The organism is Micromonospora sp. DT53 (assembly GCF_049841535.1).
Taxonomy (GTDB): Bacteria; Actinomycetota; Actinomycetes; order Mycobacteriales; family Micromonosporaceae; genus Micromonospora.
This window is the reverse complement of record NZ_JBNCKM010000001.1, coordinates 624996-642704: the sequence shown is the minus strand read 5'-3', so window position 1 is coordinate 642704 and position 17709 is coordinate 624996. Positions and strand designations below refer to the sequence as shown.

General features: G+C 72.7%; 16 protein-coding genes. 6 read left to right on the top strand and 10 right to left on the bottom strand.

What is annotated here, in order from left to right:
- Positions 1–154: 154 nt before the first annotated feature.
- Complete coding sequence (rsgA, locus tag ACLQ3B_RS03125; RefSeq protein ID WP_425777145.1) at positions 155–1225, bottom strand: ribosome small subunit-dependent GTPase A; 1071 nt, start codon at positions 1223–1225, stop codon at positions 155–157.
- A 178-nt stretch (positions 1226–1403) separates the two neighbouring features.
- On the opposite strand from rsgA, the gene ACLQ3B_RS03120 reads away from it, so the two are divergent.
- Both ACLQ3B_RS03120 and ACLQ3B_RS03115 read left to right on the top strand, forming a co-directional pair.
- Positions 1404–2120 carry a maleylpyruvate isomerase family mycothiol-dependent enzyme gene (locus ACLQ3B_RS03120; protein ID WP_425777143.1) on the top strand — a complete coding sequence of 239 codons (717 nt, stop codon included), beginning with the start codon at positions 1404–1406 and terminating at the stop codon, positions 2118–2120.
- Between the two features lie 7 nt (positions 2121–2127).
- Positions 2128–2781 carry an MBL fold metallo-hydrolase gene (locus ACLQ3B_RS03115; RefSeq protein WP_425777141.1) on the top strand — a complete coding sequence of 218 codons (654 nt, stop codon included), beginning with the start codon at positions 2128–2130 and terminating at the stop codon, positions 2779–2781.
- 236 nt (positions 2782–3017) lie between these two features.
- Here the strand turns inward: ACLQ3B_RS03115 and ACLQ3B_RS03110 are convergent, their stop codons facing one another.
- Positions 3018–3626 (bottom strand): DedA family protein, encoded by a 609-nt coding sequence (locus tag ACLQ3B_RS03110; protein WP_425777139.1) that lies wholly within the window; start codon positions 3624–3626, stop codon positions 3018–3020.
- A 101-nt stretch (positions 3627–3727) separates the two neighbouring features.
- Positions 3728–4411 (bottom strand): class I SAM-dependent methyltransferase, encoded by a 684-nt coding sequence (locus ACLQ3B_RS03105; RefSeq protein WP_425777137.1) that lies wholly within the window; start codon positions 4409–4411, stop codon positions 3728–3730.
- Between the two features lie 193 nt (positions 4412–4604).
- Between ACLQ3B_RS03105 and ACLQ3B_RS03100 the strand changes: the two genes are divergently transcribed.
- The gene (locus ACLQ3B_RS03100) at positions 4605–4808 is read left to right on the top strand and encodes a cold-shock protein (protein WP_007462771.1); all 204 of its coding nucleotides are present in this window, start codon (positions 4605–4607) and stop codon (positions 4806–4808) included.
- 48 nt (positions 4809–4856) lie between these two features.
- Here ACLQ3B_RS03100 and ACLQ3B_RS03095 read toward each other — a convergent pair whose 3' ends face one another.
- From ACLQ3B_RS03095 to ACLQ3B_RS03075, 5 genes are all read right to left on the bottom strand, one after another.
- A complete protein-coding gene (locus ACLQ3B_RS03095) occupies positions 4857–6137 on the bottom strand; it encodes an MFS transporter (RefSeq protein ID WP_425777135.1) in 1281 nt (426 codons plus the stop codon).
- The gene (locus ACLQ3B_RS03090; RefSeq protein ID WP_425777133.1) at positions 6134–6709 is read right to left on the bottom strand and encodes an ArsR/SmtB family transcription factor; all 576 of its coding nucleotides are present in this window, start codon (positions 6707–6709) and stop codon (positions 6134–6136) included. The genes ACLQ3B_RS03095 and ACLQ3B_RS03090 overlap by 4 nt, the downstream gene beginning before the upstream one ends.
- 107 nt (positions 6710–6816) lie before the next feature.
- Positions 6817–7692, bottom strand: a complete 876-nt coding sequence (locus tag ACLQ3B_RS03085) for a hypothetical protein (RefSeq protein WP_425777131.1) — start codon at positions 7690–7692, stop codon at positions 6817–6819.
- Between the two features lie 158 nt (positions 7693–7850).
- Entirely contained in the window at positions 7851–9530 is a 1680-nt protein-coding gene (locus ACLQ3B_RS03080; RefSeq protein WP_425777129.1) for a CocE/NonD family hydrolase, read from the bottom strand.
- Positions 9531–9533: 3 nt separating this feature from the next.
- Positions 9534–10049, bottom strand: coding sequence for a MarR family winged helix-turn-helix transcriptional regulator (locus ACLQ3B_RS03075; protein ID WP_425777127.1), 516 nt, complete (start codon positions 10047–10049; stop codon positions 9534–9536).
- Between the two features lie 123 nt (positions 10050–10172).
- Here ACLQ3B_RS03075 and ACLQ3B_RS03070 point away from each other — a divergent pair, with 123 nt between their 5' ends.
- Positions 10173–12299, top strand: coding sequence for an MMPL family transporter (locus ACLQ3B_RS03070; RefSeq protein WP_425777125.1), 2127 nt, complete (start codon positions 10173–10175; stop codon positions 12297–12299).
- 45 nt (positions 12300–12344) lie between these two features.
- Here ACLQ3B_RS03070 and ACLQ3B_RS03065 read toward each other — a convergent pair whose 3' ends face one another.
- Positions 12345–13217 carry a transglycosylase SLT domain-containing protein gene (locus ACLQ3B_RS03065; protein WP_425777123.1) on the bottom strand — a complete coding sequence of 291 codons (873 nt, stop codon included), beginning with the start codon at positions 13215–13217 and terminating at the stop codon, positions 12345–12347.
- A 35-nt stretch (positions 13218–13252) separates the two neighbouring features.
- On the bottom strand, positions 13253–14671 hold the full coding sequence (locus tag ACLQ3B_RS03060; protein WP_425777121.1) for a DedA family protein: 1419 nt from the start codon (positions 14669–14671) through the stop codon (positions 13253–13255).
- A gap of 133 nt (positions 14672–14804) precedes the next feature.
- Here ACLQ3B_RS03060 and typA point away from each other — a divergent pair, with 133 nt between their 5' ends.
- Both typA and ACLQ3B_RS03050 read left to right on the top strand, forming a co-directional pair.
- Positions 14805–16673: a translational GTPase TypA gene (gene typA / locus ACLQ3B_RS03055; protein ID WP_425777119.1), complete on the top strand. Its 1869-nt coding sequence runs from the start codon at positions 14805–14807 to the stop codon at positions 16671–16673.
- Positions 16674–16786: 113 nt separating this feature from the next.
- On the top strand, positions 16787–17638 hold the full coding sequence (locus ACLQ3B_RS03050) for a serine hydrolase (RefSeq protein ID WP_425777117.1): 852 nt from the start codon (positions 16787–16789) through the stop codon (positions 17636–17638).
- Positions 17639–17709: the final 71 nt, after the last annotated feature.

Here is a 17709-nt window from a genome sequence, read left to right as displayed (position 1 = left end):
GCCTCGGCAACTCTAGCCCCGAGGTATGACAGTTTCCCTCGCCCGCACATTCCCCCAGCTCAGCCCGGTCGGCCGCGCCGCCCACAAGCCCCCGGCCACCCGAAGCCCGGGGCACCCGAACACCCCGGGCGCCAGCGCGTCGGCGGGCGCCCGGTCAGAAGCCGCCGGGCGCCGGCGGACGAGCCGCCCGACGTCGGGCCGAACGCCACCCGCCGCGCCGCTCCGCCGCCACCCGGGCCTCCCGCCGTCGGCTCTCGTGGGTCAGCTCGCCCTGCAGCCGCCGCCAACTCTCCCACCGGCGGGTGGAGAGTTCGCCTGTGTGCAGCGCCTCCCGGACCGCGCAGGCGGGCTCGCCGTCGTGGCCGCAGTCGGCGTACCGGCAGCCCTCGGCCAGCCCGACGATGTCGGCGAACGCCCGGTCGAGCCCGGCCGCGCCGTCCAGCAGGCCGACCGCCCGCACCCCGGGCGTGTCGATCACCGCGCCGCCACCAGGGATCGGTACGAGGGCCCGCCAGGTGGTGGTGTGTCGACCCTTGCCGTCGACGCGTCGGATCGACTGGGTGGGCATCATCACCGCCCCGACGAGGGCGTTGACCAGGCTCGACTTGCCAGCACCCGACGGGCCGAGCAGGCCGAGCGTGCGGCCGGGCGTCACCTCGGCGCGCAGCGGGTCCAACCCGAGGCCACCTTCGGCGCTGACCGGTAGCACAGGCACCCCGGGGGCGACCGCGGCCAACTGACGGGCCAACGCGGCCGGATCGGCCGCCAGGTCCGCCTTGGTCAGCACGACAAGTGGCCGGGCGCCGGACTCGTGGACCAGGGCGAGCAGCCGCTCGATCCGGCCCACATCCGGCTCGGGGTGCACCGGCTCCACCACGGCGGCGGCATCGAGGTTGGCGGCCAGCACCTGGCCGCTGGCGTCCTTGCCGGCGGTACGCCTGATCAGTGCGGCTCGCCGCGGCAGCACCGCCTCCACGGTGACGCGGCGGTCCGGCCAGTGGGTGAGCAGCACCCAGTCCCCGGCGCAGGGCAGCGCGGACGGGTCCCGTGCGGCGGCGTTCAGCACCGCCCCACCCAGGCTGGCCCGGACCGGGCCGAGCGCGGTGAGCACCGTGCAGACCCCCCGGTCCACCCGGGCCACCCGGCCCGGCTGGTGCTCGCCGCGGCGCGCGGCGTACGCCGTCCGCTCGGCGTCCCAGCCGAGGGCGGTCAGATCGATCGTCATGGCATCCTCATCGGTGTAGAAGCTGGTGATGGCGGAACACGCGTGCCACGTCCGGCATGATCACCACCTCCGTCCGATGTCCCGGTGCCGCGTCTGCCGCTGACGGTAGGTCGCGCGTCGACGCGCCGAAAGCGATTTCCCCGGCGACGGCGCGACGGCGGACCGCTAGGGTCGACGGGTGACCACGGATCCGCTGCTGCTGATGGGCGAGGTGGACGCGGCCACGAGCCGACTACTCCGTACCGCCGCTTCTTTCGACGCCGCGGACCTGGCGGCGGCGTCGCTGCTGCCCGGCTGGACGCGCGGCCACGTGCTGGCGCATCTGGCGCGTAACGCCGACGGCTTCGTCAATTTGCTCACCGCGGCCCGCACCGGGGAGGCGCTACCGATGTACGCCTCGCTCCAGGCCCGCACGGCGGACATCGAAGCCGGTTCGCGCCGGCCACCGGCCGCACACCTGGACGACCTGCGACGCACCGCGGACCTGTTCTCCGAGGCGGTGGCGGCGATGCCGGCCGAGGCCTGGGCGGCGACGGTGCAGGCGCGGAAGGGACCGTGGCCGGCCGCGCTGCTGGTCTGGGGCCGGCTGCGCGAGATCGAGGTGCACCACCTCGATCTGGCCGCCGACTACCGGGCGGCGGACTGGTCGGAGACGTTCGCCCACCGCCTGCTGCGCGAGGCGGCCAGCCATCACGCCACGGGGCCGACACCGCCGTCGGTGGTGCTCCGCCTCGACGGCAGTGGGCACGAGGTGGTGATCGGGGAGCGGGTCGGTGCCCCGATCGTCGCCGGTCCCGCCCCCGACCTCGCCGCCTGGCTGATCGGCCGAGCCGACGGCGCCCCGCTCTCCGTCACCCCCGACGGTCCCCTGCCTACTCCACCGGAATGGATATAGAAACGTCATGACATACAGCGGAGACGTCACGCACGGCGGCGCACCTGCGGTTCGGGAGCTGGACGGGCTGACCATCAGCAAGCTGTCGGTGGGCCCGATGGACAACAACGCCTACCTGCTGCGCTGCACGGGCACCGGTGACCAGGTGCTGATCGACGCCGCCAACGAGGCGCCCCGGCTGCTCGACCTGATTGGTGACGGCGGCCTCACCGCCGTGGTGACGACCCACCAGCACATGGATCACTGGGTGGCGTTGGAGGAGGTCGTCGCCAAGACCGGCGCCCGGGTGCTGGTGCACGCCGATGACGCGGCGGGGCTGCCGATCGAGGCGGAACGGCTGGCCGACGGCGACACCGTGGCGGTCGGTGACTGCGCGCTGGAGGTCATCCACATCAACGGGCACACCCCGGGTTCGATCGCGCTGCTCTACCGCGACCCGGCCGGCACCCCGCACCTGTTCACCGGCGACAGTCTCTTCCCCGGTGGCGTGGGCAACACCGACAAGGACCCGGAGCGCTTCGCGGCGCTGATCGGCGACGTCGAGCAGAAGCTGTTCGACCAACTGCCGGACGACACCTGGTTCTATCCGGGCCACGGCAAGGACAGCACCCTGGGCGCCGAACGCCCCGCCCTCCCCCAGTGGAAAGCAAGAGGCTGGTAACCCCACCACCAGACAGACGACCCAACGTCGACCAAGAACCACCAAGATCATAACCAAACCGACGGCGGCGGCACCCCCACGCAAACCGGAACCACGACGGGGGCGGGGCCCGCCGTGCCGGCGCAGGGATCAAGCCTGACCGCCCGGAGCCGGGCACGGCGGGCCCCCGCCCCCACCCACCGCAACCCGGCCCCAGCGCCCCCACGCCCCCGTGCCCCCCCGGGCACGAAGACAACTCAGCCAACGACGGAGAACAACCGCCGCCGCGCCCCCAGCACCGCGACGGAGGCCAGCACCAGACCGACGCCCATCGTGACCAGCAGCGGGCTGGGGTCGCCCGGCAGCAGCGCGGCCATCGACCGTGACGCGGTGCCCAGGGCGAGGTAGAGACCGGCCCAGGCCGCCGCGCCGATCGTCGCGCAGCCGAGAAACCGGCGGTACGACATCCGCAGCCCGCCGGCGGCCAGTGGCAGCAGCGCGTTGAAGACGGGCAGGAACGGCGCCACGACCATCATCCGGCCGCCGCCGCGGCGCAGGATCCCTTCCGCCGCCGCCCACCGGGTCTCGCCGATCCAGCCGCCGACGCGGCTGCGGCGCAGTCGGTCGGAGTAGCGCCGGCCGATCAGGAAGCTCAGCGACCAGCCGGCCAGGCAGCCGACCAGCACCGCGGTGAAGGTGGCCAACCCGGTGCTCGGGCGGCCGACCCCGACCGCGGCGAGGATCGCCACGTCGCCGGGGATGAGGACACCCAGCAGGGGTACGGCGTCGAAGAGCATGACGAGCCCGAGCGCACCCATCAGCAGCAGAACCGGTAGTTCTCCGATCTGGGCCAGCCATTGCGTCATGCGTCGACGCTATGGCCGACGTGCCACTTCGGACATCGGGCCGTAGCCCCCAGTGACCCCTGGTATCCGTCTCAGGGTCGCCCCTGACGTGGGACCCCGGCTCAGGCGGGGCGCAGCACCTGCACGTGGCGCAGCGACGAGTCGACCGACGGTTCGGTGGTGGGCACCGGGTAGTCGGCCAGCACGGTCAGGCGGTCCGCCGGCAGGTGTCCGCGGCCGGGGTCACCGACCAGCACGTCGGTGCCCGCGGCCGCGGCCCGCTGCAGGAACGGCAGCATCCGGTCGGCCATCGCGCGGTCGTAGAAGACGTCTCCGGCGACCACCAGGTCGACCTTCGGCTCGGTGCTGTCGAGCAGGTCGTCCCCGGTGGCGTCGACGGCGACGTGGTTGGCCCGCGCGTTGACGGTGACGGCGGCGACGGCGTAGGGGTCGATGTCGTTGGCGATCACCTCCGAGGCGCCGGCCAGCGCGGCGGCGATGGCCACCAGCCCGGACCCGGCGGCGAGGTCGAGCACCCGGCGACCGGCGACCAGCTCCGGGTGGTCCAGGAGGTGGCGGGCCAGGGCCTGCCCTCCGGCCCAGGCGGACGCCCAGTACGGCGCCGGCAGCGCGTGCCCGGCGGCGGCCTCCATCCGGGCCCACCAGACGATCGCGTCCTCGGCCAGGTGCAACCGCACCTCGGGGACGAACGGGGTGGGCATCAACCGGAGCCGGTCCAGACCGGCGCCGGGCGCGTGAATCTCGCGTTCCAGCTCGGTCAGCGCGTCGGCTGCGGCATCCTTCATCGGCGCAAGCATGCCCCAGCGGCGGTTGGTCGGGGCGGGTTTCGCATGCCGCCGCGCAGAGTTCACCCGAGTTCAGTCAAATACCTACGGCACTTCGGCCAGCGGATCGGGGTTTTGCCCGTTACTGTCGAACAGGTACGGGCGATCATCGGCCAGAGGCCGAGGGTCAGCCGCTTTGAACAGGGAGAGATGCATGGCAACCGGCACGGTTAAGTGGTTCAACTCGGAAAAGGGCTTCGGCTTCATCGAGCAGGACGGTGGAGGGCCGGACGTGTTCGTCCACTACTCCGCCATCGCTTCGAGCGGCTACCGGGAGCTCAACGAGGGCCAGAAGGTCGAGTTCGAGGTGACCCAGGGGCAGAAGGGTCCGCAGGCGGACAACGTCCGCCCGATGTAGCTCCGTGCCGGTGACGGCGGTCGGTCTCCGGCCGCCGTCGCAGCGCACTCAAGACGCCGCCGGGGCGGCGGGCAGGTCCCGCCGCCTCCGGATTGGCCCGACGAACAGAATCAACGGGGTGAGCGCCAGCCAGGCGGTCATCACGACAATTGCCGTCCCGACGCCGTAACGTGCGCCGATGGCACCGGCCAGCACGGCCGCCAGCGGGATCGTGCCGTAGTTGAGCAGATGCATGCTCACCGTCACCCGGCCCAGCAGGTGGTGCGGCGTGTAGGTCTGCCGGAAGGCACCCTTGACCACGTTGCCGATGGCCACCCCCAGACCGATCAGCAGGCCGCCGAGGGCTGGCCAGGCCAGCCCGACGCCGGGTGCGGCGAGCGGGATGAGCAGCGCGGGCGGGCCGGTCAACGCCGCCGCGATCAGCAGCGCCCGTGCGGTGCCGCAGCGCCGGGCCACGGTGGTGGCGAGCAACGCGCCGATGATCCCGCCGGCGCTCATCACCCCGACGAGCCCGCCCACCAGGCCCGGTTCGAGACGCAGTTCGCGGACCAGGAAGACCACCAGGACGGCCTGGTAGCCGGTCAGCCCGATGTTGCTGGCCGCGCCGAAGAGCGTGAGCACCCGCAGGTACGGGTCCCTGATGACGAAGCTCAGCCCCTCGGCGATGTCGCGGCGCAGTGAGCGGGACTGGTCCACTCGGCGAACGCGCGGTTCGACGGTGCGGATCCGCAGCAGGCACACCGCGGAGACCAGGAAGCTGATCGCGTCCAGCAGCAGAGCGGTGACCGCACCGATGAGCTGGGCGATCAGACCTGCGACACCGGGGCCGACGACATAGCTCGCGGTCTGGGCGGCGTGCAGCTTCGCGTTGCCCTCCGGCAGTTGCTCGGGTCGCAGCAGCACCGGCAGGTACACCTGGTCGGCTGTTTCGAAGAAGACCCGGGCGACGCCGGCGCTGAGCGCCACCAGGAGCAGGTGCCAGACGGTGAGCCGGTCGAGTGCGGCGGCGAGCGGCACGCTGAGGAAGAGCAGGACGCGGAACAGGTCGCATGCCACCATCACGGGCCGGCGGGGCAGCCGATCCACCCACGCGCCGGCCGGCAGGCCGATCAGCAGCCAGGGCAGCCAGGCCGCGGCGGTGAGCACCGCCACCTGGAAGGTGCCGGCGTCCAGGACGGCGACCGCGACCAGCGGAAGTGCGACAGTGGTGACGTTGCTGCCGACGCTGCTGACCGTCTGGCCGGTCCAGAGCAGCCGGAAGTCGCGGTGCCGCAGCAGGCCACCGGCCTGGCGCACGGGGGTCGGGTCGCTGCGGGTGGCGGTGGTCACGGTCGGGCCGGCACGCCGTGGACGAACACGAAGACCGGTCTGCGGTCGGCGTCGTCGTCGGGCAGGTCGCGGTCGGCCCAGCGCCTGAGAAGGTCGATCATCTCGTGGCTCAGCTCGGCCAGTTCTTCGGGTGTGAGGCGCAGCCAGTGGTCGGTGGAGAACGCGGCGTCGTTCCAGGAGGCCTGCTCGGTCTCGTCGGCGGCGTGCCAGGCCCGGGCCAGGGCGACGTGCCGGTCCAGGTTGAGCGAGGTGGCGGCGTCGGCGACCGCTCGGGCGGCCGGGTCGGCGTCGAAGTCGACGTTGGACCAGCGCAGCGCCCGGGTGACCAGGCGCCACCACCGCTCGCGACGGTCCCGGGCCAACTCGGGCGCCTCGGTGACCAGGTCGGCGGCGGCGAGGACCTTGAGGTGGTGGCTGACGTTCGCGGGGGCCTGGTCGGTGCGCTCGGCGAGCAGCCCGACGGTGGAGGGCCCGTGGACCTTGAACACGTCCATCAGCCGGCGCCGAAGCGGATGGGACATGGCGGCCAGCACCCGGGAGTCGGTGATCTGGCGTACGTCGGAGCTGTCCATGCCGACAGGATCACATTCGCAACGGCTCTTGCGCAATGTTTATTGCTCAACAGCCGTTGCAGAATGCGTCAAGAGGGGCGGCCCGGCGGCCTCGGGCCGCCCCTCGCTCAGGCGACCAGCCGGCGGGCCAACTCGTCGGCGACCTGCTTGGCCACGGCGGGCGGGATGGCTGCGGCGATCCTCTCCGGCGTCAGCGACGCCAGGACCCCCTGGACGATCGCCGGCTCGTCGGTGAGGTCCCGGTTGGACAGCGCGGTCAGCGCCGCCTGCAACGCGCTCAACTGGGCGCCGAGCGACTCCAGCGTCGGGTGCACCGAGACGAAGTTCGGGACTGTGGCATCCTCACCCATCGCCATCCGGGTGTAGATCTGCCCGATCGGGTTGCGGCCGTCGAGCACCGTGAGGTTCTTGTGGACGGTGGCCAGCCAGTTGTGTTCTTCGGGGGTCATGTCGTCGTCCTCCAGGAGTCCGATGGAGCTGAGGTAGCGGCGGAACAGGGGCCGCTGGTCGCGGCCCGCCTTGGTGGCGTCACGAAAGAAGCTGAAGTGGGTGTGCCAGCGGTGTGAGCTGTCGCCGCTGGTGCGCTTGCCGAGGCGATCCCACCGCTTCACAGTGCTGCCGTCGGGGCTGTAGATGATCTCCCGGATGTCCCGGGTGTCGGCGGCGTTCGCGGCGCACTGCGCGACGCACCAGACCGAGAAGCTGGCCAGGGTGTTCGTCCGACCGCCGGAGCGAACATCGAACTGGCCGACGTCCAGCGCCGCCGCGTCGAGGGTCAGCCCGGCCCGGTCCCGGGGCGACTCGACCACCGAGTAGTCGTTGGGAACGACCCGGTCCGATCCGCAGTGGTAGCCACCCAGGTGGGCCGAGTCGCCGACGATGCCGACCTCGCCGGGATCCAGGTCGTCCGGCCCAGGGGCGTTGTCGAGGTGAGTGAGAAGGAGGCTTCGGACGGCCAGAAGATTAGCTGGGGCCCGGGTCATGGGGTCCCCCTTTCCGAACGGCGGGGACCGGGCACGACATCACACCGCGTACGCGGTGTTGGGCTTTGGACGAACCCGGCCTACTGATGCACGGCACCGGGCGTTGACTCCACCATAGCCCGCGTTTCCGACAAACGCCCAGCTCAGGATGGGTTTGTTCAGAATGGAGACTCAGGCGGGGCAGAGGGGACGATCGGCAGCAGCAGCGCCGAGGGGTAATCCGGGTCGTGCAGGATCTGCCGCCGACCGGCACGCAGCGTCACCGCCGTGCCGAGCGGCTCCCCGGTGCCGGGGTTGCGGGCCCACCGTGGATGGGCACCACCGGAGACCTGCACCCGCAGTCGGTGCCCGGCGGCGAAGCGGTACGCGGTCGGCCAGAGCGGCACCGGAATCCGCAGCACCCCGAAAGGGTCGGCCGGAAAGCGGTCGGGTGCGACCCGCACCAGACCGTCGCACACGTTCCACGAGCGACCCCGGCGGTCCACGTCGCACAGACGGACGAAGACGTCCAGGTACGGCAGGTCGCTGTGGACGTGGATCTCGGCGCGGACCGGGCCGATCACCTCGACCGGCCCGGTCAGCGGGGCGCTGGTGTAGGTCAGCACGTCGGGGCGCGCCTCGACGCGCCGGTTGTCCACCGGGCCGGCCCGCTGGCCGACGAGCAGTGGCCCGCCCAGCGACGGGGTGGGGTCGGCGGGGTCGTAGCGGAACGCGTCCGGAGTCGACACGACAGGCGGGCGCGCCGCCAACTCGCCACCGGGTTGCAGGTGCCAGGCGGTCTCGACCGCCGGTGGTGGCCACTCCGGCAGGTCCCGCCAGCCACCGCCAGTACCGCTGACGTGCAGCCGGACGGGCGCCATGGCAGGTCGCGCCCGTCCGCGCGGTCGAGGCCCGGCCGGCAGGTGCTCGTCGAGCCAGGCCATCCCCTCGCGCAGCGCGGCCACGAACAGTCCGGGGCTGCCGTGCGTCCACGGGCCGATCACCAGGCGCGGCGGTGTGCCGGCGGCGCGCAACACGGCGTGGTCGTCGAGCTGGGCGGGCAGGAAGATGTCGTGCCAACCGCTGACCATGACCACCGGCGCCCGCACCTTCGCGACCTGGTCGGCGAAGACCCTCCTCCGCCAGTACGCGGCCTGCGGGGTGTGGTGGCGCAGCCACTCCTGGAAGAACGGGATGGTCACGCCGGTGGCCACCCGGTCGGCGTCGGCCAGGGGGAGGTGCTCCAGCGCGGCGGCCAACCGGGGCTGCCCGCGCTTGAGCTCCCACTGCCGGGCCAACCACGGCACGGTCTGCGCGTGCAGCAGCTCCGCCCAGGTCAGCACGGTGTCCAGGGCGAAGGACTCCCCCGCGTACGTCGAGTCCCGGGTGGCCGAGGCGGTCACCACGGCGACCATCGCTCGCAGCTCCTCGCCGGCGTCGGCGGCCAGCGCCCACTGCGCGAAGCCCTGGTAGCTGACCCCGAACATGCCGAGGCGCCCGGACCACCAGGGTTGGCGGCGCAGCCAGTCCAGGGTGTCCACGCCGTCGTCGCGTTCGTGCACCAGCGGAGCGAAGGTCCCACCGGAGCCGCCGGTGCCCCGGCAGGACTGGATCACCGCGTGGCGACCCCGCGTGGCGAGCAGCCGACCGAGCAGCCGCAGCGGTCCGCCCCGCCCGTAGGGGGTGCGGATCAGCACGGTCGGCGCGCCACGGACGCCCGGGGCGTAGTGATCGGTGCGCAGCACCACACCGTCGCGGGCCCGCACCGGGAGGTCACGGCTGACCCGCACCGGGCCGGTACGGGTGGGAGGCAGGCGCAGCGCGGCGCTGGCGAGGCGGGTGACGAGCCGGGCCGGCACCGGTCAGCCCGTCGGGCGGCGGGGTGGTTCCGGCCGGGCGGCGCGCACCGCGTCCCGGTGCCCCCGCAGCGACTCGCTCATCTCCGCCATGAACCGGTGCACGACCTCCAGCTCGTCCTCGCTGAAGCGGGCCATCACCGTGTCGGTACGGGCGCCCAGCGGCTGGAAGAACTCCATGGCCAGGGCGGCGCCCTGGTCGGCGTAGTGCAGCAGCACCTTGCGCCGGTCGACGGTGTCCCGGTCCCGGCGGATGTGCCCGGCCCGTTCCAGCCTGTCGATCAGGGCGGTGACCGAGCCGGAGGAGAGGTTCAGCTGCGCACCGAGGCGGCCGGGGGTGATCGGGTCACCGAGCAGCTCGGCGTCCATCACCGCGATCAACGCCTGCAGGTCGGTCGGGTTGAGGCCGTGCAGGTTGGCGAAGGCGTGGCCGACCTGTTGGGCGTCCACCGCGTACCGCCGAAGGTTGTTGGTGATCTCCGCGACCAGCTGCTCGCGGCGCGTGTCGCGCCGTCGGTACATGCCGTGAGTCGCCACCTCGCGCCGCTCTTCCCGTCGTCGGTCCCCCGGGTTGCAGCATAGAACAGCTCCCGATAATCTCGGCAATCAAGATACTCGACTGACGAAAGACCTTGGGGTCCCCTGATGTCCGTGTTCACCAGAGTCGCTCGCGGCCGGCTGGCCGCCTGGCTCACCGTGGCCGCCGCGATCGTCGTGGGCGCGGCCGTCTTCGGAACGCCCCAGCCGGACAACCCGGCGCCGGTCTCCGCCACCGGCCTGTCCGTGCGCTGGCAGTCGACCCAGGTGCAACGTCTCCAGGACCAACTGCCGTCGCGTGACGTGCAGCCGGCCGTCGTGGTGGTCAGCCGGGGCGACGGCGGCGCGCTGAGCGACGCCGACCGGGCCACCGTCGGCGCCCGCGCCAACGACCTGCGCCGCTTCGCGGTGGGCGGGCAGGTCAGCCCCGCCCAGGTCTCGCCGGACGGCGCGGTGGCCCTCGTCGCCGTGCCGCTGGACACCGCCAGCGGGCAGGAGGTCGTCACCGACACGGTGACCCAGCTACGCGCCGCCCTCGCGGACCTGCCCGACGGGCTGACCGCCGAGGTGACCGGTGCCCCGGCCTTCACCGCCGACCTGTCCTCGGTGTTCGACGGCGCCGACGTCACCCTGCTCGCGGTGACCGCCGCCGTGGTCGCGCTGCTCCTGCTGATCACCTACCGCAGCCCGTTCCTGTGGATCGTGCCGCTGGCCGTGGTCGCCGCGACCGAGCAGCTCACCCTGCGCGCGGTGGACGTCATCGTGCCGGGCGTCGGCATCAACCTCCAGCAGGGTCAGGTCACCGGCATCGCCAGCGTGCTGGTCTTCGGGGCCGCCACCGACTACGCGCTGCTGCTCATCGCCCGCTACCGGGAGGAGTTGCGCCGCGAGCAGGACCGGTACGCGGCGATGCGCGCAGCGCTGCGCCGCACCGCGGAGCCCATCCTGGCCAGCGGCGGCACCGTCGTGCTCGGCGTCCTCACCCTGCTGCTCAGTGAGCAGGAGACCAACCGGGCGCTGGCGGTGGCCTGCGCCACCGGCGTGGTCTTCGCCATCCTCTCGGCCCTGTTCGTGCTCCCCGCCGTGCTGGTGCTCCTCGGTCGCGGCCTGTTCTGGCCGTTCGTACCCCGGGTCGGCGGCCCGGCCCGCGAGGGCCGGCTCTGGGGTCGACTCGGCGCCGCCGTGCAACGCCGCCCGGTGGTGGTCGCGACGCTGGCCACCCTGCTGCTCGGCGGCCTGGCACTGGGTGGGCTGGGCATCCGCACCGGCCTGTCCGAGACCGAACAGTTCCGGGCCGAGCCCGAGGCGGTGACCGGGGCGCAGACCCTGGCGCGGGCCTTCCCGGCCGGCAGCACCCAACCCGTCGCCGTGATCACCACCCCGGCGGCGGTGCGGGCCGTCACCGACGCCGCCACCGCCGTACCCGGTGTCGCCTCGGCACGCCCCGGCGACGCCGGCGCGGCCGTCGCCCAGGTCGACGTGGTCCTCGACGCCGAACCCGGCACCACCGCCTCGGACCGGGCGATCGAGGCGCTGCGCGCGGCCGTCGCCGCCGTGCCCGACTCCGCGCCGCCGGCCGCCGCCGGTGCCGACGCCCCGTCCGGGGCGATCGTCGGTGGCTCCGTGGCCGCCACCTACGACTCCGACGAGGCCAACGACCGGGACCTGCGCCTCATCCTGCCGATCATCCTGCTGCTGGTCGGCGGCGTGCTCGTGCTCCTGCTGCGTGGCCTGCTCGCTCCGCTGCTGCTGGTGCTCACCGTGATCGCGTCGTTCTTCGCCAGCCTCGGCGCGGCCTGGCTGCTCTTCGACCACGTGCTGGGCTTCCCCGCCCTGGACAGCGGTGTGCTGCTGCTCGCCTTCGTGTTCCTGGTGGCGCTCGGGGTGGACTACAACATCTTCCTGGTCACCCGGGCCCGGGAGGACGCCCGCACCGCAGGCACCCGCGCCGGGATGCTGTCCGCCCTGCGGGTCACCGGCGGCGTGATCACCAGCGCCGGAGTCCTGCTCGCCGCGGTCTTCGCCGTGCTCGGCGTGCTGCCGCTGATCACCCTGACCCAGATCGGCATCATCGTCTGCATCGGTGTCCTGCTCGACACCCTGCTGGTCCGCACGGTCCTGGTGCCGGCGCTGGCGTTCCTGCTCGGCGACCGCTTCTGGTGGCCGGGCCGCGTCGCCCGCGACCCGGTGACGGCCACCCCGAGATCGCCCGAGCCGGTCGCCGCAAACGACTGACCGACGCGTCGGGGCCGTGGCGTGTCCGTCACGGCCCCGTCGAGGTCAGTACGACAGGCAGACGCACTCGCTCATCAGCGCCCGCACGTTGCGCACGTAGGACGGGTTGGGGATGGTCAGCGGCTTGCCCTCCTGCGCCACCGCGCCGTGCCCGAAGTTGTACGCGGCGATGACCGCGTTGAGCAGGCAGGAATTCAGCGCGCTCGTGCACAGCGCCGGGTCGAGACGGAAGTCGGACTCGAAGTACATGTCGCCGATGTACTTCGTCGCCCAGGCCAGGTAGGTGGCGCCGAGGTAGGCGTTGTCCTGGTAGTCGTCGATCTTGTAGCTCTTCTCGAACCGCTGGTTCATCCAGCTCGCCGTGTCCGGCATCACCTGCAACAGCCCGACCCCACCGTCGCAGGCGTAGATGTTGGACTGCCAGCCGCTCTCCTGCCAGGCGGTGGCCTTGAGCAGGGTGAGCGGGATCTTGATGTCCGGCGCCGAGACCGGCCAGTAGGTGCGGTCGGCCGCGTCGGTCAGCGCCGCCTTCACCTCGGCCCGGGTCGCCTTGGTGCCCTTGTAGGTCGGCTTGCAGGAACTCGGCGCCGGCTTCGGGGGCGCCGGCGGGACCTCGGTCTCGGTGGGCGGCTTCGGCACCGCGCGCGGTTTCGGTGCCTGGGTCGGCTTCTTCGTCGGCTTCGGCTTGGGGGTCGCGCCACGACTCGGCGCGGCGCCCATCGACTCCACGGCGCTCACCGACGGGCTCGGTTCCCCGCTGACCTCGTCGGACGGGGCTCCCGTCGGCCCGTCGGTGACGGCGACCGGCGCGGCCACGTCCTGCGGGCTCTCCCCCTTGCCGGCGCAGCCGACCAGCGTGCTCGCCAGCAGGAGCCCGGCGAGCACCGCGGCGCCCAGCCGATCGGTCCGTCGAACCATGCCGTTGCCTCCCCCGGTGTGATTGTCGCCGCACCCTAACAAGGCTCGACCGGTCGGCGGTGCCCCTGCGACGGCTCCCGGGACTGGTCCACCGGCGGCTGACGATCCCCCACCGCCCGGTCCCGGGTCGCCCAGGCGACCATGAACACCACAGTCCAGAGCACCCCGAGCAGCACCGCCGCGGCGGTGCCGCTCGCCGTTTCCAGCCCGAGGTAGAGCCGCGCGCCGCCGATGCCGAGCACCCCCGCCGCGGCGGTGGTCCAGGCGGCCACGGCCACCGGCCAGTGGGCGCTGCGCGACACCAGCCAGGCCAGGGTGCAGAAGCTCGCCGCGACCACGGCGTTCTGGGTCGAGAACGGGGCCGCCTCACCGCCGCCCGGGGCGGTCCCGTTCGGGCCGGTCAGCTCGGCCACCACGGCCAGCACCACCAACGGCACGAACGCGCCTACCGTGCCGACCACGCTGAGCAGATCCGCCCGCCAGGGTCGGTTGCGCCACGCCAGCACCGCCGCCACCACGGCCACCAGGAGGATCAGCACCGATCCCCGTACCACCGACACCACGACCAGCGTGGCGTCGGCGGCGTCCGGGGTACGCCGGGCGGCGAACCACCCCGCGATGGCGCCGTCCAGCGCGGCCAACCCGCTGTTGCGGACCGCCACCGCGAGCAGACCGGCGATGGCGAGCCCGGCGGCGAACAGCAACAGCAGCCCGGCGGCCAGATTGAGCAGCAGCGTCCAGGCCGGGCCGATCCGCATGGCCACCAGGAAGAACAGCACCCCGTAGCGGGCGGTGAGCCACCGCACCGGGGGCACCGCGCCCGCCCGGGACAGCAGCGCACGCACCGGGTCGGGGTTACGCCCCAGCCACCGACCGACGAGCACCACACCCACCAAGCCGGCCAGCAGCAGGAGCGCCACCCCGGTGGCCCGACCGAGCAGCCGGGAGACCGTGTCGTACGACTCACCGGCGAGGTGACCGAGCAGCACCGAGCCGCCCACCCAGGTCGCCGCCCCGGCCAGGTTCCACAGGGCGAACCGCCGGTACGGCATGCCGGCCGCACCGGCCAGCCGCGGGACCAGGGTGCGGGCGAAAGCCACCCATCGGGCGGCGAACACCCCCCGCCCACCGAGGCGGGCGAGCATGGCGTCGGCGCGGGCCCACCGCGCGGGCCCGACCCGGTGACCCAGGCCGGCGCGCAGCCGAGGCCCGTACCGCCGCCCGGCGCGAAAGGCCAGCCCATCGCCGAGGACCGCCGCGACGATCATCGCGAGCAACGCCGGCCCGAGCCGCAAGGTACCGTTGTAGGTGAGGAAGCCGACGAGCAGCAGGGTAGCCTCACCCGGCACGAGCAGGCCGAAGATCACCGCGGTCTCGCCCGCCACGATCAGCGCGGCGACCAGGTAGATCCACAGGGTGGGCAGACCCTGCACCCAGGTCAGCAGGTCGTGCACTCAGGCCCCCGGGACACGGGAGCCAGCATGCCAGCCGGACGAACCACCGGCACAGCGGTTTCACCATAGATCAGGGGCACCTGGGGGTGACCCCGACGCAGCCTGCGCGAGCGCAGGCGGAAGGATAGAGGGTATGCAGCTTCGCACCGACCTCCGCAACGTCGCCATCATCGCTCACGTCGACCACGGCAAGACCACCCTGGTCGACGCCATGTTGCGGCAGGCCGGCGCGTACGGCGCCCGCGGCGAGAACACCGAGCGGGTGATGGACTCCGGAGACCTGGAGCGGGAAAAGGGCATCACGATCCTGGCCAAGAACACCGGCGTGCGCTACCTGCCGGCGGACGGCTCCGACCCGGTCACCATCAACATCATCGACACCCCCGGCCACGCCGACTTCGGTGGCGAGGTGGAGCGCGGCCTGACCATGGTCGACGGCGTGGTGCTGCTCGTCGACGCCAGCGAGGGCCCGCTGCCGCAGACCCGCTTCGTGCTGCGCAAGGCGCTGCGGGCCCGGATGCCGATCATCCTGGTGATCAACAAGGTGGACCGTGCCGACGCCCGGATCAAGGAGGTCGTGGACGACACCTACGAGCTCTTCCTCGACCTGGACGCCGACGAGGAGCAGATCGACTTCCCGATCGTCTACGCGTGCGCCCGCGACGGCATCGCCTCGCTGACCCAGCCCGCCGACGGCTCGGTGCCCGATGACAGCACCTCCCTGGAGCCGCTGTTCCGCACCCTGCTGGACACCATCCCGGCACCCTCGTACGAGGACGGCGCGCCGCTGCAGGCCCACGTCACCAACCTCGACGCCTCGCCGTTCCTCGGCCGGCTCGCGCTGTGCCGGGTCCGCCAGGGCACCATCAACAAGGGTCAGACGGTGGCCTGGTGCCGCACCGACGGCAGCACCCAGCGGGTCCGCATCTCCGAGATGCTGATGACCGAGGGCCTGGAGCGCACGTCGGCCGAGACCGCCGGCCCGGGCGACATCATCGCCGTCGCCGGCATCCCGGAGATCATGATCGGTGAGACCCTCGCCGACGTCGAGAACCCGGTCGCGCTGCCACTGATCACCGTCGACGAGCCGGCCATCTCGATGACCATCGGCACCAACACCTCGCCGCTTGTCGGTCGGGTCAAGGGCGCCAAGGTCACCGCGCGGATGGTCAAGGACCGGCTCGACAAGGAGCTGATCGGCAACGTGTCGCTGCGGGTACTGCCCACCGAGCGCCCGGACGCCTGGGAGGTCCAGGGCCGCGGCGAGCTGGCGCTGGCCATCCTGGTCGAGCAGATGCGCCGGGAGAGCTACGAGCTGACCGTCGGCAAGCCGCAGGTTGTCACCAAGGAGATCGACGGCAAGGTCTGCGAGCCGGTCGAGCGGCTGACCATCGACGCCCCGGAGGAATACCTGGGCGCGATCACCCAACTCCTCGCCACCCGCAAGGGCCGGATGGAGCAGCTGGTCAACCACGGCACCGGCTGGATCCGGATGGAGTGGCTGGTGCCGGCGCGCGGCCTGATCGGCTTCCGCACCGAGTTCCTCACCGACACCCGGGGCACCGGCATCCTGCACCACGTCTTCGAGTCCTACGAGCCGTGGTTCGGTGAGCTGCGTACCCGTAACAACGGCTCGCTGGTCGCCGACCGGGCCGGCGCGGTCACCGCCTTCGCGATGACCAACCTGCAGGAGCGCGGTCAGCTCTTCGTCGAGCCGACCACCGAGGTGTACGAGGGCATGATCGTCGGGGAGAATTCCCGCTCCGACGACATGGACGTCAACATCACCAAGGAGAAGAAGCTCACCAACATGCGGCAGTCGACCTCCGACGAGACCGAGAAGCTGGTCCCGCCGCGCAAGCTCACCCTGGAGCAGGCGCTGGAGTTCTGCCGTGAGGACGAGTGCGTCGAGGTCACCCCGGCCACGGTGCGCATCCGCAAGGTGGTGCTCGACCAGCAGCTGCGGGGCCGGGCCACCGCCCGCCGCAAGCACGCCGGCTGACCCCACCAGCACCCGACACCGGGCGCGTCGGCCGCTTGCGGCCGGCGCGCCCGTCCGCTTTCCCACGACGGGTACGCGAGCCCGCTCACCCGTGATCGGCTACGGTCACCGGCATGACCTGGGATGATCTCGACGCGCACCTGGACCGGGTGCCCGGCACCGTCTCGGCGTACGTGGGGCGGCTCCACGCGCCCCCGACCTGGACCCGCCACGCGGACGCCAGCCACTACGCGGCGAGCACCATGAAGGTGGCGGTGCTCGCCGCGCTGCACCGCGCCGCCGAGGCCGGCACCCTGGACCTGGACGCCCCGGTTCCGGTCGTCAACGACTTCGCCTCCGCCCAGCCCGGCGCACCCCGCTTCGCCAACGCGCAGCCCTACGACAACGACGACGCGGTCTGGGACCGCCGCGGGGGCACCGCGACGCTGCGCTGGCTGGCCGACCGGATGATCGTGCGTTCCAGCAACCTCGCCACCAACCTCGTCCTCAGCCACGTCGGGCTGCCCGCGGTCGCCGAGGTCTGGGCGCTCGCCGGTGCCCGCAACAGCGTCACCGGCCGCGGCATCGAGGACTTCGCCGCCCGCGAGGCCGGCATCACCAACACCGTCACCGCCGCCGACCTGGCCGCCCTGCTCGGCGCCCTGGCCACCGGGACGGACACCCCCGGCCCACTCGCCTCACCGGCCGCCTGCACCACGATGCTGGACGTCCTGCTCGCCCAGGAACACCGCGAGGACCTGGCCGCCGGCCTGCCCGAGGGCACCCGCATCGCGCACAAGAACGGTTGGGTGAGCGGTGTCCGCCACGGCGCCGGCGTCGTCCTGCCCGACGACGCCCCGCCGTACCTGATCGCCGTCTGCACCACCACCGACCTGGCCGGCGGCGACGACCAGGTCGAGGACGACGCCTGCCTGCTGCTCGCGCACATCTCGGCGCAGGTCTGGGCCGCCCGCCACCAGCTCTGACCCCCAGCCTCGGCGGCGAGGCCAGCGCCCCCGACTCCGGTTAGGCTGCTCGCACCCCACCCCGGAGCCGC